Annotated in this window: 14 protein-coding genes; 9 read left to right on the plus strand and 5 right to left on the minus strand. The window is 67.8% G+C overall.

Annotated elements, in window-relative coordinates; translation table 11 throughout:
• The first annotated feature begins 6 nt into the window (after positions 1-6).
• From KF715_13425 to KF715_13440, 4 genes are all read left to right on the plus strand, one after another.
• On the plus strand, positions 7-213 hold the full coding sequence (locus KF715_13425; protein ID MBX3737692.1) for a hypothetical protein: 207 nt from the start codon (positions 7-9) through the stop codon (positions 211-213).
• An 83-nt stretch (positions 214-296) separates the two neighbouring features.
• Positions 297-1,058: an ATP-binding cassette domain-containing protein gene (locus KF715_13430; protein MBX3737693.1), complete on the plus strand. Its 762-nt coding sequence runs from the start codon at positions 297-299 to the stop codon at positions 1,056-1,058.
• Positions 1,059-1,070: 12 nt separating this feature from the next.
• Positions 1,071-2,309 (plus strand): ABC transporter permease, encoded by a 1,239-nt coding sequence (locus tag KF715_13435; GenBank protein MBX3737694.1) that lies wholly within the window; start codon positions 1,071-1,073, stop codon positions 2,307-2,309.
• A 173-nt stretch (positions 2,310-2,482) separates the two neighbouring features.
• On the plus strand, positions 2,483-2,989 hold the full coding sequence (locus KF715_13440) for a hypothetical protein (GenBank protein ID MBX3737695.1): 507 nt from the start codon (positions 2,483-2,485) through the stop codon (positions 2,987-2,989).
• Positions 2,990-3,268: 279 nt separating this feature from the next.
• Here the strand turns inward: KF715_13440 and KF715_13445 are convergent, their stop codons facing one another.
• Positions 3,269-5,146, minus strand: coding sequence for an ABC-F family ATP-binding cassette domain-containing protein (locus tag KF715_13445; GenBank protein ID MBX3737696.1), 1,878 nt, complete (start codon positions 5,144-5,146; stop codon positions 3,269-3,271).
• Positions 5,147-5,432: 286 nt separating this feature from the next.
• Positions 5,433-6,323 carry a DMT family transporter gene (locus KF715_13450; GenBank protein ID MBX3737697.1) on the minus strand — a complete coding sequence of 297 codons (891 nt, stop codon included), beginning with the start codon at positions 6,321-6,323 and terminating at the stop codon, positions 5,433-5,435.
• A 152-nt stretch (positions 6,324-6,475) separates the two neighbouring features.
• On the opposite strand from KF715_13450, the gene KF715_13455 reads away from it, so the two are divergent.
• Together KF715_13455 and KF715_13460 are read left to right on the plus strand one after the other, a co-directional pair.
• Positions 6,476-8,644 carry a thioredoxin domain-containing protein gene (locus KF715_13455; GenBank protein ID MBX3737698.1) on the plus strand — a complete coding sequence of 723 codons (2,169 nt, stop codon included), beginning with the start codon at positions 6,476-6,478 and terminating at the stop codon, positions 8,642-8,644.
• A gap of 76 nt (positions 8,645-8,720) precedes the next feature.
• The gene (locus KF715_13460; protein MBX3737699.1) at positions 8,721-12,854 is read left to right on the plus strand and encodes a PAS domain S-box protein; all 4,134 of its coding nucleotides are present in this window, start codon (positions 8,721-8,723) and stop codon (positions 12,852-12,854) included.
• A gap of 215 nt (positions 12,855-13,069) precedes the next feature.
• Here KF715_13460 and KF715_13465 read toward each other — a convergent pair whose 3' ends face one another.
• A complete protein-coding gene (locus tag KF715_13465) occupies positions 13,070-13,552 on the minus strand; it encodes a helix-turn-helix transcriptional regulator (GenBank protein ID MBX3737700.1) in 483 nt (160 codons plus the stop codon).
• A gap of 304 nt (positions 13,553-13,856) precedes the next feature.
• Between KF715_13465 and KF715_13470 the strand changes: the two genes are divergently transcribed.
• Positions 13,857-14,267, plus strand: coding sequence for a response regulator (locus KF715_13470; protein ID MBX3737701.1), 411 nt, complete (start codon positions 13,857-13,859; stop codon positions 14,265-14,267).
• Here the strand turns inward: KF715_13470 and KF715_13475 are convergent.
• On the minus strand, positions 14,264-15,520 hold the full coding sequence (locus KF715_13475; protein ID MBX3737702.1) for an alkaline phosphatase family protein: 1,257 nt from the start codon (positions 15,518-15,520) through the stop codon (positions 14,264-14,266). The genes KF715_13470 and KF715_13475 overlap by 4 nt on opposite strands.
• 53 nt (positions 15,521-15,573) lie before the next feature.
• On the opposite strand from KF715_13475, the gene KF715_13480 reads away from it, so the two are divergent.
• Entirely contained in the window at positions 15,574-15,783 is a 210-nt protein-coding gene (locus KF715_13480) for a SlyX family protein (protein MBX3737703.1), read from the plus strand.
• Positions 15,784-15,823: 40 nt separating this feature from the next.
• Here KF715_13480 and KF715_13485 read toward each other — a convergent pair whose 3' ends face one another.
• Complete coding sequence (locus tag KF715_13485; GenBank protein ID MBX3737704.1) at positions 15,824-17,275, minus strand: hypothetical protein; 1,452 nt, start codon at positions 17,273-17,275, stop codon at positions 15,824-15,826.
• A gap of 128 nt (positions 17,276-17,403) precedes the next feature.
• Here KF715_13485 and KF715_13490 point away from each other — a divergent pair, with 128 nt between their 5' ends.
• The gene (locus KF715_13490) at positions 17,404-17,676 is read left to right on the plus strand and encodes a hypothetical protein (GenBank protein ID MBX3737705.1); all 273 of its coding nucleotides are present in this window, start codon (positions 17,404-17,406) and stop codon (positions 17,674-17,676) included.
• Positions 17,677-17,686: the final 10 nt, after the last annotated feature.

Below are 17,686 nucleotides of genomic sequence, written 5' to 3' on the forward strand. Positions count from 1 at the left end.
TCTCCTGTGAACGAACCCGAAAAAAACAACCCTGCCCGCCCCGGCGCACCCGCCGCCATCGCCATCGGCGTAGGTATTGGCGTGGCCCTCGGCGTCGCGCTCGGTTGGGCGACCGGCATTGCCATCGGCGTCGCGCTCGGTTGGGCGACCGGCATTGCCATCGGCGTCGCTCTGGGCGGGTCGCTCGCGCTCGCGTGGCGGCGCAACGGCTGACGCGCCGCACCTTTCACACGCCCGGCCGCGCCATCTTGTTCCAGCCAAGAGAGTGGCCGCCCCATCCCCGACATACACACAACATGATCGAAGCCTGTCACCTCACCAAGACGTTCAAAGATAAGAAACGCGGCACCATCACCGCGGTCGACGACGTCTCCTTCACCTGCCGCCCCGGTCAGATCTACGGCCTGCTCGGCGCCAACGGCGCGGGCAAGACCACCACGCTCCGCATCCTGGCCACGCTGCTCCAGCCCAGCACGGGGACCGCGACCGTGGCGGGCCACGATGTCAGCACCGCGCCCGAGCAAGTCCGCGCCAACGTCGGCTTCCTCGCCGCCAGCACCGCGCTCTATGGCCGCCTGAACGCTCGCGAAATGATCGCGTATTTCGGCCGCCTCAACGGCATGGACGACGCCACCATCCGCGCGCGCATCGACGTGCTCGCGCGCGAACTCGACATGCACGAGTTCCTCGATCGCCGATGCGACAAGTTCTCCACGGGCATGAAGCAGAAGACTTCCATCGCCCGCACCCTCGTGCACGACCCGGCGGTGATGATCTTCGACGAGCCGACGCTCGGCCTCGACGTCATGACGGCGCGCTCGATCGTGAAGTTCGTCCGCGCCTGCCGCGAGCGTGGCAAGACCGTCATCTATTCCACGCACGTGATGAGCGAGGTAGAGAAACTCTGCGACACCATCGGCATCATCCACAACGGCCGGCTCGTCGCCGAGGGCACGCTCGACCAGCTCCGCGCCCGCTTCGGCGAGCAGGATATGGAGGAAGTTTTCGTCAAAGCCGTCGGTGGCGAAGCTGCCGTCGCCGCCGCCCTCAACCGCTGACCCGCCACGCCCATGAACTGGAAAGCCATTTTCGTCGTCTACAAAAAGGAACTGAAGGATCAGCTGCGCGATCGCCGCACGATCATTTCCACCATCGTCATCCCGACCGTCGTGATGCCGCTCATCATGTTCGGCTTCGGCACGGTGATGTCCAAGATCATCCGCCAGGCTCAGGACGAGGGCACAAGTGTCATGGTCGTGAACTCCGCCGGCGCGCCCGAACTCGTGAAAGCCCTCAAGGCCGACACGAAGTTTCGCCTCGTGTCCGAGGCGGCCGACGTGAAACAGCGCATCGCGGACAAAAAGCTGCGCGTCGCGCTCGAACTGCCGGCCAACTTCGACGCCGCCATCGCGCGCGGCGAGACTCCGAAGGTCGGCGTGCTCTTCTACGACGGCGAAATCAAGTCCGGCATCGGTGCCCGCGAGGTGGAGTCGTTCCTCCAGAAATACCGCACCGGCATCCTCGACCAACGCCTGAAGGAGCGCGGCCTGCCGCCGGAGTTCACCAAGCCGTTTGAGATGGCCCGGCAGAACGTCGCCCCGCCCGAGAAGGTCGGCGGCGCCACCATCGGCGGCTTCATTCCTTATCTCATCATCATCCTTTGCTTCTCCGGCGCGATGTATCCCGCGATGGATCTCACTGCCGGCGAGAAGGAACGCGGCACGATGGAGACGCTGATGTGCAGCCCCACCGCGCGCATCAACATCGTCTTCGGCAAATTCCTCACCGTGCTCACCGCCTCGGTCGCGACGATCGTGTTCTCGATGACGTCGATGGCCGTGACCGGTTCGCTCGGCGGCAAGCTATTCCTCGGTGGCTCCGGCATGGCGGCCGCGTCGGCCTCGGGCAAGGGACAGGCGGCCGCGAGCATGATGCCGTCGTTCGACCCCGCCGGGTTCATCGGTGTCTTCGCCATGGTCGCGCCGGTAGCGATCCTCTTCGCGGCGTTGCTGCTCACCGTCTCGCTCTTCGCCAAGAGCTACAAGGAGGCGCAGAGCTACGCCGGCCCCATGATCCTCCTCGCGATCATCCCCGCCGTCTTCGGCATGCTGCCGGGCATGGAACTGAGCGCGAAGACCGCGCTCATCCCGATCCTGAACCTCTCGCTCGTGTGCAAGGAGATGCTCTCCGGCACCTGGAACTGGAACTACATCGCCCTCATCTTCGGTTCGTCGTGCCTCTACGCCGTCGTCGCGCTCGTGGCGTGCGTGAAGATGTTCAACCGCGAGGACGTGATGTTCCGCGCCTGACCGCGCTTTTGTTCGTAGTGCGAGGCCGCCGACCGGGATCGGCGGCCTTTTTATTGGGCAACGATTTGTAAAAACCCGGGCCGCGCCGTAAACGCCCCGTCAATACCGGCCGCCCCCGTAGGCAGCGCGCCACTTGTGCGGTAAGCTGCGGTCGTCAGTCACCGACAACGCCCATGAACACACCCGACAACGCGAACCCGACCGAACACCTGCGCTACGAAATCGCGCAGCTCGAGAAGATGCGGCAGCAGATTTTCTCCGACATGGAAGCCCTGCGTCAGCAGGAGCAGAACTTGCGCAGCTACGAATCCCGCCTGCGCGGCGCGCCGCCGCCGAGCGGCACGACGGTCGCGCCTTTCACCGGCGGCTCGCGCGAGATCGATGCCGAACGCGAGAAGCTCTCGCGCCAGCGCGCCCTGCTCGAGGCGGAGCGCCGCTCGCTGGCCGACGACCGCATCGTCCTGCGCGAGGAGCGGACCGCGCTCACGCAATACGCCGAGGCGCTGAAGAAGCGCGAGGCCTGGCTCGAGGTGCAGGAGCGCGAGTTGAAGGCGAAGTCCTTTGCGCCACCGCCGGCTCCGGCGAAGAAGCCTGCGAGCGTCGCGCCGTTCGGCCTGCGCCTCGGGTTCAACGAGGTGCCGTTCTCCGGTATTTTTGGTTCCAATCGTCGCAGCGCGTAGGTGTGCGCGCCGCATCGGTCTGTGCGGACAATCGAGGAGCCCGGGCTAGGGATGGCCCGGGCTCTTCACGTTTCCGCCGGACGAAGTGATCCGGCGCGACCCAACCGCTCCGGCGGTGAGCCAACGCGCCGAGGGCAAAGTTCTTAATGGATAACAAACGCTCCGCGTCGCGGAGGGACGACGGCGCGCGAAATCCGGCGGTGAAAACGGCGCAATCTCGGATCGTGCGCGCGGAGCGCGCGATCGGCTCGTGAGCGGCCAATCGCCTGCCGCTGGCGCTCAGGTCAGCTTTTCCAGTTCGCCCAGCTTCGTGGCCGCGGCTTCCCACTCGGCGGTGGCGGCGTGGAGCAGGTCGACCGTGGTCGTGAGCTCGCGATTCAGATGCTGGGCGCGGCCGGCTTGCGTGTAGGTCTCGGGCTTTTCGAGTTCGGCGGTGAGCTCGTTTTGCTTCGTCTCGAGTTCGCTGACGCGTTGCTCGAGTTTGCCGACTTCGGTGCGGAGTTTCTTCAACTCGCCGGGATTCGGTTTCTTTTCCGCCGGAGTCTGGCTGGTGGCTGACCGCTGATCGCTGACGGCTTTCTGCTGCTTCGGGCGTGCGTCGGTGAACCCGGCGGTGAGCGCGGCTCGGGCGCTCGTGGCCTTCGACTTGTCGAGGTAGTAGTCGTAATTGCCGGCGTAGGGCGTGAGGCGGCCGCTGTGGACGTGCAGGACGTTCAGCGCGAGTTGGCGGATGAAATAGACGTCGTGGCTGATAAAGAGCAGCGTGCCTTCGTAGTTTTTGAGCGCGTTCACGAGCGCATCGATCGACGGGATGTCGAGGTGCGTCGTCGGCTCGTCCATCAACAACAGGTTCGGCGGATTGATGAGCAGGCGGGCGAGGGCGAGGCGGGATTTTTCACCGCCGGAGAGCACGTCGACGGGCTTGAAGACATCGTCCTTGCGGAAAAGGAATCCGCCGAGCACGGCGCGGGCCTGCTGCTCAGTGAGCTGGTTCTCGGCGGTGCGCAGCTCCATCACGTTTTCGAGGACGGAGAGCTCGGTGTTGAGATTGTCGCCGCGGTTCTGGGCGAAGTAGCCGGGCACGACGTTGCTGCCGAGCTCGCGCAGGCCGCCCTGGATCGGGATGACGCCGGCGAGGATTTTCAGGAGCGTGGACTTGCCCGCGCCGTTGGGGCCGACGAGCACGATGCGCTGGCCGCGCTCGGCCTCGAAGTTCAGGTCGCGGTAGACGACGTGGTCGCCGTAGGCCTGCTCGACGTGTTCGAGCGTGATGACCTTCAAGCCGGAGCGCGGCGGCTGCGGGAAGCGGAAATTGATCTTCTTGAGATCCTCCCACGGCTCCTCGACAGCGACTTCCTTGAGACGCTCGATCTGCTTCTCCTTCGATTTCGCGCGGGAGGCCATCGAGGCCTTGGCGCCGAAGCGGTCGACGAACTTCTGCAAGTGCGCGATCTCGCGCTGCTGGTTCTTGAAGAGCGCGGCCTGTTGCTCGCGGCGGGCGTCCTTCTCGTTGAGGTAGTCGTCGTAGTTGCCGGTGTATTTGTTGAGCGTGCCGCCCTTGAGTTCGAGGATGCCGTTGCAGAGCGTGTTCAGGAATTCGCGGTCGTGCGAAATGATCAGCAGGCCACCGGGATAGCGCGTGAGATAATCCTGGAACCAGAGCAGCGCCTCGAGATCGAGGTGGTTCGTCGGTTCGTCGAGCAGCAGCAGCGCGGGCTCGCTGACGAGCAGGCGGGCGAGGTGCGCGCGCATGACCCAGCCGCCGGAGAACGACTTGGCGGGCTTGTCGTGATCTTCTTCGCGGAAGCCGAGGCCGGCCAAAATCTTTTTCGCGCGCGGCTCGAGCGTCCAATCGATGTCGTAATCGTCGTCGTTTTCCGGGACGAGCTTCTTGCCGCTCGTGGCGATCGCGAGGACGGTCTCGTCGCCGACGGGCGCGCTCTCCTGCGGGAGGTAGCCGAAGTCCGCGCCGCGTTCCCACTCGATGATGCCTTCGTCCGGCTGCTCCTCGCCGAGGATGAGGTTGAAGAGCGTGGACTTGCCCGCGCCGTTCGGGCCGACGAGGCCGTAGCGGTCGGTGCGCGCGACGAAGAGCGACACCTCGGAAAACAGTTCACGGGTGCCGTAGGACTTGGCGACGTCGGCAAGGGTCAGCATGGAAAAGCCGCCGAGTGAGCCGACCGCGCCCGCCGCCGTCAACCGTGGGTTTTTCAGCCGCCTCCCGCGCAAATGTAACCTATTAGGTTACATTTGCCCGGGAGAGGATTTACCCGGAGGGAATGTCGCGGAATGGGCGCTGAGCGCCGGGGCGTGCGCGGTGCCGCACGGCGGGGGAGCACGCGGAGGTGCGAATCGCCGTTGGAGCGTGCGGACGCGGGAGGCCGCGGCGAGGCGGGGCGTGAAAGCGCCGAGTTTAGCACGCGCGGTGTCAGAGCGTTGAGCTTCAGCGCGCGAGCGTCAGCGCCACGGCGCCGACCACGGCGATCGCACCGCCGACCAGCGACCGACGCGACGGCCGCTCGCCTTCGATCCAGTAGGCGAGGGGAATCACCGCGAGCGGCGCGCAGGCCGTGATGGGCAACACGAGTCCGCTCGGCGTCGAGGCGAGGGCGAGTTGGAAGGTGGCCATGCCGAAGACCGGCCCGGCGAGCGCGTGAATGAGAATCCAGCCGTGCGCGCGGAGCGGCGGCGCGGGCCGTGCCTCGCGTTTGCGATCGAGCCATGCGCGCGCGGCGAACCATGCGGCGGTGAGCGCGATGCCGCCCAACACGCGTTGGTAGGCTGCCGTCAATCCGTCGAGATGCGCGCCAGCCGCCGCGGTGATCTCGAAGCCGCGCCGGCTCAACACCGCGCCGAGGCCCTGACCGGTTGCGGCGATCAGGCCCAGCACGACGCCGAGCGGGCGCACACGAACTTTGGGCGGCGAGTGGCGCGTCGGCACGAGCGCGACGACGATGCCGGCGATGATCACGGCGATGCAGAGGAATTGTCTGCCGCTCAGCGTCGTGCCGAGCCACAGCCATTCGATGCCGATCGCGACCGGCACGCTGAGGCATTGGTTCATCGTGGTCGTCAGGCGCGAGCCGAGGCGCGGCAGTGCGGCGAAAAACGCGAGATCGCCGAGGCCCATGCCGGCGAGGCCGCTGAGCAGGAAGGTCGTGAAGGCCGGCCCGCCGTGTCCCTGGCCGAAGAGATACGCCCACGCGCCGAGGCAGACTAGGCCGACAGTGAGGCGGCCGAGGTTCGCGCGCGCCGGGCCGACGAGGTTCTGGCTCTTGTGCGCCAGCACGGACGAGGCGGCGAAGAGGAACGTGGTGACGAACGCGTAGAGCACGGGAAAGCAATCACGTTGCCGCGCGCCGCAGCGATGGACGAGTGCGAAGTCGTGCCGGCGGTTTGTAACGTATTATATTACAAATCGGTCGGCGCCCGGGTGGGGGAAAAGCCCGCGGTTGCGTTCGGCGGCGGGCGGGATTGCTTCGCGCGATGCCGAACCGCCTCGCCACGGAAAAGTCGCCCTATTTGCGCCAGCATGCGGACAACCCGGTCGATTGGTTTCCGTGGGGCGAGGAGGCCTTCGCCAAGGCGCGCGCGGAACAGAAGCCGGTTTTCCTCAGCATCGGCTACTCGACCTGCCACTGGTGCCACGTGATGGCGCACGAGTCGTTCGAGAGCGCGGTGGTCGCCGAGGCGCTCAACCGCGACTTCGTCGCCATCAAGCTCGACCGCGAGGAGCGGCCGGACCTCGACCGGCTCTACATGACGTATGTGCAGCAGACGACCGGGCACGGCGGCTGGCCGATGAGCGTGTGGCTGACGCCCGAGGGCAAGCCCTTCCACGGCGGCACGTATTTCCCGCCGGAAGACCGGCACGGCCGGCCGGGTTTCGTGACGCTGCTCAACGCCATCGCGCAGCACTGGCGGAACGAGCGCGCAAAAATCGAGGCCGGCGCCGAGGAAATCGTGCAGGCGCTGCGCCGCTACGCGAGCGAGGGGCCGGCACGCGAAATCAAGGAGGGCGAAACCGCCGCGCGCGCGCCGCTGCACGAGGCGGCCGGCGCGGCGTTCGACCAGTGCTTCCAATATTTCTACGAGGGCCACGATCCCGTGTGGGGCGGCTTCGGCGGCGCGCCGAAATTCCCACGCGCGTCGTCGCTGAACTTTCTTTTCCGCGTCGCGGCGCTGCAGGGCGTGCAGTCCGAGGCCGGCGCCGAAGCGGTGAAGATGGCGGCGTTCACGCTCCAGCGCATGGCCGAGGGCGGCATCCACGACCACATCGGCGGCGGTTTTCACCGCTACTCCGTGGACGAGAAGTGGCATGTGCCGCATTTCGAGAAGATGCTCTACGACCAGGCGCTGATCGCGGTGAACCTGCTCGAGGCGCGGCAGGCGACGGGCGTCGAGGTCTACGCGTGGGTGGCGCGGGGGATCTTCGACTACGTGGCGCGCGACCTGACAAGCCCGCGCGGAGGCTTCTATTCGGCGGAGGATGCCGATTCGCTGATCGCGCACGATCGGACCGAGCATGCGGAAGGGGCGTTCTACGTCTGGACGAAGGACGAGGTCGATGTGGCGCTCGGTGAGGATGCGGGATTCTTCTCCGCGCACTTCGGCGTGAAGGCCGGCGGCAACGTCGATCCGGCGCACGATCCGCACGGCGAATTCGCGGGCAAAAACGTGCTCATGCAGCAGCGTCCGCTCGCGCAGACGGCGGCGGATTTGAAAATGGATCTGCCGGTCGCCGCAGAGAAACTCGTGCGCGGTCTCGAGAAACTTCGCGTGGTCCGCGCGCAGCGTCCGCGTCCGCACCTCGACGACAAGGTGATCACGGCGTGGAACGGCCTGATGATCTCCGCGCTCGCGCGGGGTGCGCAGGTGCTCGGCGAGCGTGCCTATCTCGATCAGGCGGTGCGCGCGGCGGAGTTTTTGCGCGCCGAGCTTTGGGACGAGGCGGGCGGCACGCTTTATCGCAGCTGGCGCGAGACGCGCAGCGACATCCCCGGTTTCGCGGAGGACTACGCGTTTCTCGTGCAGGGATTGCTCGATCTCTACGAGGCGGGCTTCGACGTGCGCTGGCTGCAATGGGCCGAGCGTTTGCAGGCGAGGATGGATGCGCTTTTCGCCGATCCGGAGCGCGGCGGCTATTTCAACTCCCGGGTGGACGACGCGAGCGTGATCGTGCGTCTGAAAGAAGACTACGACGGGGCCGAGCCGGCGCCGGGCTCGGTGGCGGCGATGAACTTGATCCGCCTCGACTGGATGCTCGGGTTGCCGGGCGCAAAGGAGCGGGCGCACGCGGCGATCGAGTCGATGCGCACGCAGTGGACGAGCCATCCGCACGCACTGCCGCAGATGCTGTGCGCCGTGGAACTTGCGCTCGAGCCGCCGCGCACGGTGGTGTTGGCGGGCGACGCGGCGGCGGACGATTTTCGCGCGCTCGCCGCGGTATTGCCCGAACGGCTCGGCCCGCGACGGGCGTTGTTGCACGCCGACGGCGGGACGGCGCAGGCGTGGCTGGCGGAGCGCCGGCCCTACCTGAGGGAGATGCGGCCGGTCGACGGAGCGGCGACGGCGTTCGTGTGCGAGGAGTTTGCCTGTCGCGCGCCGGCGACCTCGCCGGCGGAGTTCCGGGCGCTCTTGGGGGGTGCGGGGTGAACCGGGGTTGTGGACGCAATGGCGTCGACTATCCTAAAGTCTGGCCCCGGGCCGGCCGATTCCTAGCCTTTGCCCCGTGAACAATCCCCCGCCCGATAACGTTCTCCGGCGGTCCTTGCTGATGGCAGGTGGCGCCATCGTGGCGCTCAGCTTGGTGGTGCTGGTCGGGCGTTTCGCCGGGCACCCGGCGTGGGTGAGGATATTGCCGGACGGCGCGCCGATGGCGTTCGTCACCGCGGTGGGTTTTCTTCTGAGCGGCAGCGCATTGCTGGCTCACGGCGTGGGGCAGCGGCGTCCGGCAGCGGCGCTCGGTGGATTGGTGCTGGCGTGGGGTGTCGGCACGGTGGCGCTGTATTTGCTGGCGGAGCCGTTGGCGCTCACGGCGCTCCAGTTCGATCCGGGCAAATTATCCACCGGCTACCGGTTCGATGGGCGCATGTCGCCGAATGCGGCGTGTTCGTTTGCGGTGCTCGGCGCCTGCCTGATGTTGATGGCCCGCCAGCGGCCGTGGCCGCGCACCTTGGCGGTGCTGGCTTCGGCTTTGCTCGCGGTGTCGTTCCTGGCGCTGGGCAGTTATTTCGTGGGCCTGCGGGTGTCGTCGGGATGGTGGCGTTTCACCGGCATGGCGGTGCACACGGCTGCGGCATTCATCGTGGCGGCGGGCGCGGTGGTTTGGTGGGGCATTCGCCGCACGCCGGCGCTCGAGCGATCGACGGCGCATTCGCTGCCCCTGTTCGCGTCGGCCGGCGGATTGATTTTGGTGGTGGGGGCGATCACTTGGGTGAGCAACCAGCAGCTGCTCACGACTTCGCAATGGGTGGTGCACTCGCATGTGGTGCGCGGGGTGATGGACCGCATCGTGTCGGAGGTCGCGCGCATGGAGTCGTCGGCGCGCGGCTACGCGTTGACCGGGGGGACGTCTTTCCGGTCGCGCGTGGGGGACCACCGGACCGAGGTCGAGGCGGGCGTGAAGCGATTCGGCGAATTGGTGGCGGACAATGCCCGCCAGTCCGAGCGGGCGCGGCGCTTGCGCGAGCTGGCCGAACAGAAGATCGCCGCCGCGGCTGAACTGGTGCGCATGCGCGAGACCGAGGGACAGGCGGGCGCGCAGCGCCTGTTGACAGAGCAGCCGTCGGCCGAAGGGAGCGCGCTGGTGAATCTCGCGGATGAGATCCGCGCCGAGGAGACGCGCTTGCTGGTGACGCGCGAGCGCGAGTGGAACCGGACGGAGCGTGGCTCCCGCCAAGTCCAGGTCATTGCCGGGGCGATGGCGATGTTCCTGGTGATTCTGGCTTTCGGCCTCGAATATCGCGCGTCGCGCGCCCGGCAGCGCGCGGAGACGGCGTTGCGGCAAACGAACGAGAGCCTGGAGCTGCGCGTGCATGCGCGCACGGCCGAGTTGCGCGAGGCCGTCGATCAGCTCGTCCAGGCCGAGCAGCGCTACCGCACGGTCGCCGTGACCTTGCCGCAGCTGGTCTGGACGTGCTCCGCGGACGGACTTTGCGATTGGCTCGGGCCGCAGTGGTTCGCCTACACCGGTGGCGACGAGAGTTCGGAACTCGGTTACGGCTGGGCGGACCGCGTCCATCCGGACGACCGTCCGCAGGCGACCGAGGCCTGGCGCGCGACGATCGGCGCCGGCGAGCCCATCGACGTCGAGTTTCGCATCCGGCGGCACGACGGCGAGTATCGGTGGTTCAAGACCCGCGCGGTGCCGTTGCGCGACACGGACGGCACGATTCTGCGGTGGTTCGGCACCAACACGGACATCCACGATCAGAAGGCGGCGGCGGTCGTGCTCGAACAGCGCGTGCGCGAGCGCACGGCCGAGCTGGCGCAAGTCAACCGGCTCCAGCGCGCGGTGCTCGACGGCAATGCCTTCGGCATCATCGCGACCAAGCCTGACGGCGTGATCGAGATTTTCAGTCGCGGCGCGGAGCGGATGCTCGGCTACCGTGCCGACGAGGTCGTGGGGCGGTTGAAGCCGCTGGCGTTTCACGTGCCGGCCGAGGTGCAGGCGCGAGCGCGGGAGTTGAGCGCCCAGCTCGGACGCGAGGTTGCGGTTGGTCTAGAGACGCTCAGCGCCCAGGCGCTTGTGAGCGGGGCCGATGAGCGCGAATGGACCTATGTGCGCAAGGACGGCGCGACGGTGCCGGTGCGATTGAGCGTGACGGTGCTGCGCGACGCCGCGGGTGGCGTCGCCGGCTTCCTCGGCATCGCGCAGGACCTGACGCAGCACAAAAAGGCCGAGGTGGCGTTGCAGGCCAGCGAGCAGAGGCTCGTGCAGGTGCTGGGCAAGGCGGACTGCCTGCTCTGGGAGGCGCAGGTGCGCCTCGCGCCGGACGACTGGGACTGGCACTTCATCGTGCAGCCATCGGCGCTCTATCACCGTCTGTTCGGCCCGGAGATGCCGAGCGAGAACGTCGGGCTCTGGTATCGCTTCGCCATTCCGGAACAAGCCGAGATGAACCAGCGCAGCCGGCGCGCGATCGAGCGCGGGTTGCCCGGCTACGAGCAGGAATTCCATTTCCGGCACGAGGGTCGCGAGATTTGGATGCACGAGTCGGTCTCGATCACGCAGCCGGAGCCGGGCTACTGCTGGCTGGTCGGCGTGGCGACCGACATCACCGAGCGCAAACGTCTCGAGGCGGATTTGCGCAGCGCGCGCGATCAGGCGCTCGAGGCCTCGCGCCTGAAATCGGAGTTCCTCGCCAACATGAGCCACGAGATTCGCACGCCGATGAACGGCGTCATCGGCATGTCGGATCTCCTGCTCGAAACGTCGCTCGATGCCGAGCAGCGGCAGATGGCGGAGGTGGTGCAGAAGAGCGCGGAGAGCCTGCTGACAATCGTGAACGACGTGCTCGATTTCTCGAAGATGGAGGCCGGCCGGATGCAGGTGGAAATCCGCGAGTTCGACTTGCACGAACTGGTCGAGGCGACGGCGGCGCTGCTGGCACCGCGTGGGGCGAGCAAGCACCTGAAGGTGACGGCGACGATCGCGCCGGATGTGCCGCGCCAGGTGCGCGGCGATCCGGTGCGGGTGCGACAGGTGTTGACGAATCTGCTCAGCAACGCGGTGAAATTCACCGATGCGGGCGCGGTGGACCTGCGGCTCACGGCGGTGACGCGGAACGAGACGGAAGTGCGCGTGCGGTGCGAGGTGCAGGACACGGGCCCGGGCATCGCGTCGGAGCTGCAAAGGCGGTTGTTCCAGGCGTTCACGCAGGCGGACGGATCGAACACGCGGCGGCATGGCGGCACCGGACTCGGGTTGGCGATCTCACGTCAGCTGGTGCAGCTGATGGGCGGCGACATCGGCTTGGTCAGCGAGGTGGGGCAGGGGTCGACATTCTGGTTCGAATTGTCGTTCGAGGTCGGTCGCGGAGTAGCGGTGCAGCCGGTGCGTGCGCCGGCTGCACCGCCGGGCGCCAGCCTGCGTGTGCTGCTGGCGGAGGATAATCCGGCGAACCAAGCCGTGGCGGAGGCGTTGTTGCAGCAACTCGGGCACGTCGTGGTGACTGCGGAGGACGGCGCGGTGGCGTTGCAGTTGCTCGCGAGCGAGCGCTTCGACGCCGTGCTGCTCGATTGTCAGATGCCGCGCGTCGACGGCTATACCGTCGCGCGGGAAGTGCGCGCGGGCAAGGTGCCCGGGTGCGAGCGCCTGCCGATCATCGCGCTCACCGCCTACGCGATGCCCGGCGATCGCGAGCGCTGCCTCGCGGCCGGCATGGATTATTACCTCGCCAAGCCGCTGCGCGCGCCCGCGCTGCGCCAGGCGTTCGAGGCGTGCGGACTCATGTCGGCTGGCCGCACGGTGGCGGAGGCTCCGGTGCCGCCGGCTCCAGTGGCGCCCGCTCCGGTGACGCCGCTCGATGCCTCGCAGATCGCGCAACTGCGCGAGATCCCCGGTCGCGTGCGGGAGTGGCTGTTGGACGAGTTGATCGAGATTTTCCGGGATTCGACGCCGACGCAGCTGCGCGCGCTCGCGGAGGCTGTCGGCGCGAAGCGTGGCGACCCGATCGAACAGCTGGCGCACAAGCTCGCTGGCAGTTGCGCGCATCTGGGAGCGTTTGCGATGCGGGCCACGGCGCTGGAGCTCGAGGCGGCGGCGCGTCGGAAGGATTGGTCGACGATCGAGCCGTTGTTGCATCGGCTGGAGGAGCAGTCCGCGGACGTGATGCGCGCGCTCGATGAACTCGAGACCTGAGCGGCGGGGCCTGTTCCGGAGCCGTTCCGGCTTGCGAGTGAAGGGGGCGGCGTTTGCGGTGCGGTTGTAGTCGTAGCTCTCGGCGCATCACCGGCCGCGGGCTTGGTCGCGCTATTTTCGCGAGGGGAACCGTTTGGGCACGATCAAGCTCGCTGCCTACCGCAGGGGGAACGCACCGGGTTTCGTTTTCACGGGTGAGTGCGACAGGTGCGGGGCTATTTGTCCTCGGCTACGCGCAGTTGCGGCGCGTCGTCGTCTGCGACGGCGGCGGGCAGCAGGTCGCAGATCGAACGGAGAATGGAGAGGAGCTCCGGGTTGTCGGCCGCGCGGGTCAGCAGGCGGATGTCGGATTCGCGCAACCCGGCCCGCCGCACGGTTTCCTCGAGCTTCGCCGCGGCGCGACTGGTGGAGCGGCTGTAGGCGGCGATCTTCTGGCGGGTTTGCCCGAGGGCGGAGGGCTCGGCGAGATCGAGTCCGCTGACGGCTTCGAGCCACAGCAGCGCCAGGCTGGCCATCTCGGGCGAGTCGGAGGGGTAGCCCATCTTGGTCGCGAGCCGGGCGAGGGTCTCGAAGCGCACCGGCCGGCCGGCCTCGACATTCACCACGGTGTTCCGGTGACAGCGGGCGAGGCGGGCGACCGTCTCGTGGGTCAGGCCTTTCTGCTCCCGAAGCTGGCGGAAAAACAGCGTGTAGTGCATCCGAGGCGTGGATGCCGCTGTGCCGTGAAATTGTCAACGCACACGGCGGGTGTGGATCGAGTGTTGACAAGGTGTGGTTGCCCACGAATCGTGGGCGCATCGGTATGCCGACACACCACCGCCAGGGCCGGACGGGGGCGCGGGCGCGGGGACAAAACGGTCACGCCCTGCGCCTGTTGCGGACATTTATCCGGGTGTGCCGGACCTTGGAGAAGGTGCAGAGCGGCGAAGCGCTCCGGGCGACCCGCGCGGTGCGCCAGCGACTGGCACGCTGGGCGGCGGAATCGCCCGCAGGAGACCGGCCATGATCGCGGTGGAAACATCCCTGCTGGCGGGAGCATCGGTGCTGGTGGTCGACGACGATCCGGCGTTGCGCGCGCTCGTCTGCGCCTTTTTCGAACGGGCCGGCTGCATCGTCGGCTCGGCGTCGGATTGCGCGGCCGCGGAAGTCCGGGCCGGTGCCGCGCGCTGGCAGCTCGCGGTGCTCGACGTCGACTTGCCGGATGGGAACGGGATCGAGCTCGCGACGCGGTTGCGGGCGCTGGCTGCGCGGCCGGATTTGCCCGTAGTGTTTGTCACGGGGCGGCCCGATGCGGCGCGGCGGTTGCGTATCGCGGGCTTGCGCGGAGCGGTTCTGGTGCCGAAGCCGTTCGCGAGCGGCGAGCTCCTGACTGCGGCGGCCCTGATGCTGGGCAATTGGGCGCCGGGACCTTAGCGCGTGAGGGCTTCGCGGATCAGCCGGTCGTCGCCTTCGTTGGGCGCGGGGCGGATGCCGAGGACGGCGCAGAGCAGGTTGTAGAGGTGGATGTTTTCCACGTCGGCGAATTCGTGGCCGTGGCGGAACGCGGGGCCGTGGGCGAGGAAGAGCGCGCCCATGTCCGGCAGCGCCGGGTCCCAGCCGTGCGTGCCCTTGACGTAGTTGGCGCGGCGCGCGGGCCAGCCGATCTTGCTCTCGATGTTCCAATGCGGCGCGGCGAGCAGGACGACGTCGGGGATGCGCGGATTGTCGCGGTAGTGCAGGCGCGCGGGCATTTCCTCGCGGAGGTAAACCTCGAGCTGCGGCGGAGCCTTGGCGCGGATGCTGGCGGCGAGTGCGGCGGCGGAGACGGTGCCGGGGAGCGGACGCACGCCGCCGTTGGGGCCGGTGGATTCGATGCGCACTTTCGAGACGTCCATCAGGTCCTCGAGGAAGATGATGCGGTCCGGTCCGCAGGCGGACATGCCGTGGTCGGCGACGATGACGAGGTTGGTCTGCTCGCTCAGTCCGCGCGCCGCGAGGCCGGCGAGGAGACGCGCGACGGCGGCATCGGCCTCGTGGACGGCGGCGGCGCACTCGGCGGATTCGGGGCCGAAGTTGTGGCCGGCGTGGTCGACGAGGTCGAAATAGAGGGTGGCGAATTTCGGGCGTTGCTCCGGGGGGACGTCGAGCCACGCGAGGAGACCGTCGACGCGCGCGGCGGATTTCTGTTTGCCGTCGAATTTCTGGTAGCGCGACGGGCGCACGCCCTGGACGTCGGTCTCGGAGCCGGGCCAGAAATAGCAGACGCTGCGCACGCCCTGTTTTTCCGCGGTGATCCAGACGGGCTCGCCCTCGTCCCACCAGCGCGACTGCGAGTTGCTGTCGGGCTTGCTCATGCCGAACGTCTCCGCGAACGCGGGATCCCAGAACCAGTTCGAGACAATGCCGTGTTTTTCCGGGCGCAGGCCGGTGACGAGCGTGTAGTGGTTGGGAAAAGTCTTGGAGGGGAACGACGGCGTCATCCGTCGCGCGTGCACGCCGTCGCGCGCGAGCTGGCGCAGCGTCGGCGCGTCGTAGCGGTCGAGGTAATCCCAGCGGAAGCCGTCGATCGACAGGAGAATCAGCAGCTCGCCCGGCGGTCGCTTGGCCGGGGAGTCGGCGGGCGGGTGCTGGCAGGAGGTCGAGCCGAGCAGCGTGGCGAGGAGCAACGAGAGCGAGACGAACCGCATCCGGCGAGACTCTGGGATTGGCGCGCGGCGGCGCAATGCGCATTCTGCCCGCGATGAACGAAGCCGAGAGACTCATGCGCCTCGAGGAGCGCTATGCGCACTTGCAGCGCCATGTCGTGGAACAGGACAAGGCGATGCTCGAACTCGCGGAGGAGCTCGCGCGCCTGAAGGCGGAACTCGCCGCGCTCCGCGCCCAAGGAGCCAGCGGCAGTTCGCCGGTAGGCGAAACCGAAGCGGCGGACGAACGGCCGCCGCACTACTGAGCGGGAGGAACGGGCCGAGCGGGTCGGAGACCGGCCCGATTCAGAACAGCGCCGTGACTTCGGTGTGGCGGCCGGCTTCGAGGACGATTTCGCCGGTGAGGCCGGCAGTTTCGTCGTTCTTGTAGAGCTTGCAACGGACCGGGCCGGCGGCGTCGTGCGTCGACCAGCCCCATTTTCCAATGGAGACGAACTGCATCGGCACGCCATGATCCCACGAAAGGCCCGGGCCGTCGCCGCGGATGAAGAGCTTGTTGCCAATGCCGATGTAGGCCGTCGCGAGGAGGCGCGTGGCACCATCGGACGAGGTCGACGATTCGATTTCCGCCGCACTGGCGGCCGGTTCGCTGACCGGCTCGCTGGCGGGTTCATCGTCCTCCGGCGCAGACGCCGGAGCGACAACCGGGGCCGCATCGGGTTCGGCGGGCGGTGGGGTAGATTCGACCGGAGCGACGGCGGGCTCGGCGGGTTGCTCGGTGGCAGCCGGCTCGGAGGCGGGCACGGGCTCGAGCGACATGGTGGCGAGCGTTTCCTCGGGCTTGGGCTTGCGTGGCGCGCGAGGCTTTTTCGGCTTGGGCGGCTCGACTGGCGTGGCGGGCGTATCGGCGGCGGGAGCTTCAGGTGCAGGCGCGGCGGTTTCCGGAGTTGGAGCGGCTTCGCTGACGACGGTGGGCTCGACGGGTGCCGCATGCGGCGCGGAGACCGGCGCCGGTTCGGGCTCCGGAGTGGGGGCGGGCGGCTCGGCGATCGCGTGTTTCGCCGCGGCGGCGACGGCGGGCGCGGCGGCAGCGGCGACGGTGATGGTGGTGGGAACGCTCGCGGCGGCTTGCTTCAGGTCGGCGATTTTCGCGTCGAGCTCCTTTAAGGCACTGCTGACCTTCGTCTGGAATTCCGTGGCGGCCTCGCCGGAGCCGGCGTGCAGTTTGGCCAGCGCAGCTTCGGCGGCGGTGAGCTGTTTGCGCGTCGCGACTTCGAGGGCGGACCAGTCGGTGGCGGCCTTGGCGATCTTTTCGGCGGTGGTTTTGAGGTGGTCGCTGTTGGCGGCGCGCAGTTCCTCGAGTTCGGTTTCGAGGGCTTCGCGATCGCTTTCCTCCTTGGCGGCGAGGGCCTCGTTGAATTCCGCCAATTTCTCCTGCATGCGATACGGCAGCGTCTCGGCGTCGCGGGCGGATTTGTGGACGGCTTCCTCGACGGCTTTGATCTGTGCGGCGGCGCGGGCGAGGCTCTCGGTGGCGGCGTGGAGGCGGGCGACCTGGTCGTTCACGCGCTCGCGTTCGCGTTCGATGGCTTCGGCGGTGTCGGCCGCGTAGTCGACGAGGAACGGCACGAGCCCGATCACAGCGGCGAGTGCGGCGCAGAGGACCGCGCTGACGAACGGCAGCGGCGCGTAGGGGTCCTTGGCAAAATAGACGATGACGAACGCGATGAGCAGCAGGCCGGCATCGATCGCGAGGAAGATCCACTTCGGGAGTCGGGGAGCGGGTTCGAGATTCATGGGGCGATTCGAGCGCTGGGCTCGTTTTCCCTCGGAGAACGCCGCTTCACAAGGCTAAACCGGCCGCGCGCCCGAGTGAAATCCGCCCTTGTGCCGCGCGGGCTTCGGCGCATCGTCGCGCGGTCCCCATGAGTTCCCCGCATTTCGTGCGCATCGATCGGGATGGCAACGCCGCTGCCGGACGCCACTTCGTGGTGCACACGCACAACCCGCAGTTCACCGTCGAACTGACGCCGGACCGCGACGCGCCGGACAAGGTCGGCGGCGGCGTGATCAAGCGCGTGTGCGTGCCGAATTCGTGGGCGGGAGACTACGGCAAATACGCGAAGCTGCTCACGCAGGCGCAGGAGTTCTTCGTTGCCTCGGGCGGCGGCCCCGCGCCGAAACGGTTGCAGGGCTGACGCCGCCGCG

Origin of the sequence: Candidatus Didemnitutus sp. (genome assembly GCA_019634575.1) — a bacterium.
Lineage (GTDB): Bacteria > Verrucomicrobiota > Verrucomicrobiia > Opitutales > Opitutaceae > Didemnitutus.

Bases quoted from the DNA above. Each gene is read 5' to 3' on its own strand.
- KF715_13465 (MBX3737700.1), bottom strand. From the start codon at position 13,552: ATGCACTACACGCTGTTTTTCCGCCAGCTTCGGGAGCAGAAAGGCCTG.
- KF715_13490 (MBX3737705.1), top strand. From the start codon at position 17,404: ATGAGTTCCCCGCATTTCGTGCGCATCGATCGGGATGGCAACGCCGCT.
- KF715_13485 (MBX3737704.1), bottom strand. From the start codon at position 17,275: ATGAATCTCGAACCCGCTCCCCGACTCCCGAAGTGGATCTTCCTCGCG.
- KF715_13475 (MBX3737702.1), bottom strand. From the start codon at position 15,520: ATGCGGTTCGTCTCGCTCTCGTTGCTCCTCGCCACGCTGCTCGGCTCG.
- KF715_13445 (MBX3737696.1), bottom strand. From the start codon at position 5,146: ATGCTGACCCTTGCCGACGTCGCCAAGTCCTACGGCACCCGTGAACTG.
- KF715_13435 (MBX3737694.1), top strand. From the start codon at position 1,071: ATGAACTGGAAAGCCATTTTCGTCGTCTACAAAAAGGAACTGAAGGAT.
- KF715_13430 (MBX3737693.1), top strand. From the start codon at position 297: ATGATCGAAGCCTGTCACCTCACCAAGACGTTCAAAGATAAGAAACGC.
- KF715_13470 (MBX3737701.1), top strand. From the start codon at position 13,857: ATGATCGCGGTGGAAACATCCCTGCTGGCGGGAGCATCGGTGCTGGTG.
- KF715_13455 (MBX3737698.1), top strand. From the start codon at position 6,476: ATGCCGAACCGCCTCGCCACGGAAAAGTCGCCCTATTTGCGCCAGCAT.
- KF715_13480 (MBX3737703.1), top strand. From the start codon at position 15,574: ATGAACGAAGCCGAGAGACTCATGCGCCTCGAGGAGCGCTATGCGCAC.
- KF715_13440 (MBX3737695.1), top strand. From the start codon at position 2,483: ATGAACACACCCGACAACGCGAACCCGACCGAACACCTGCGCTACGAA.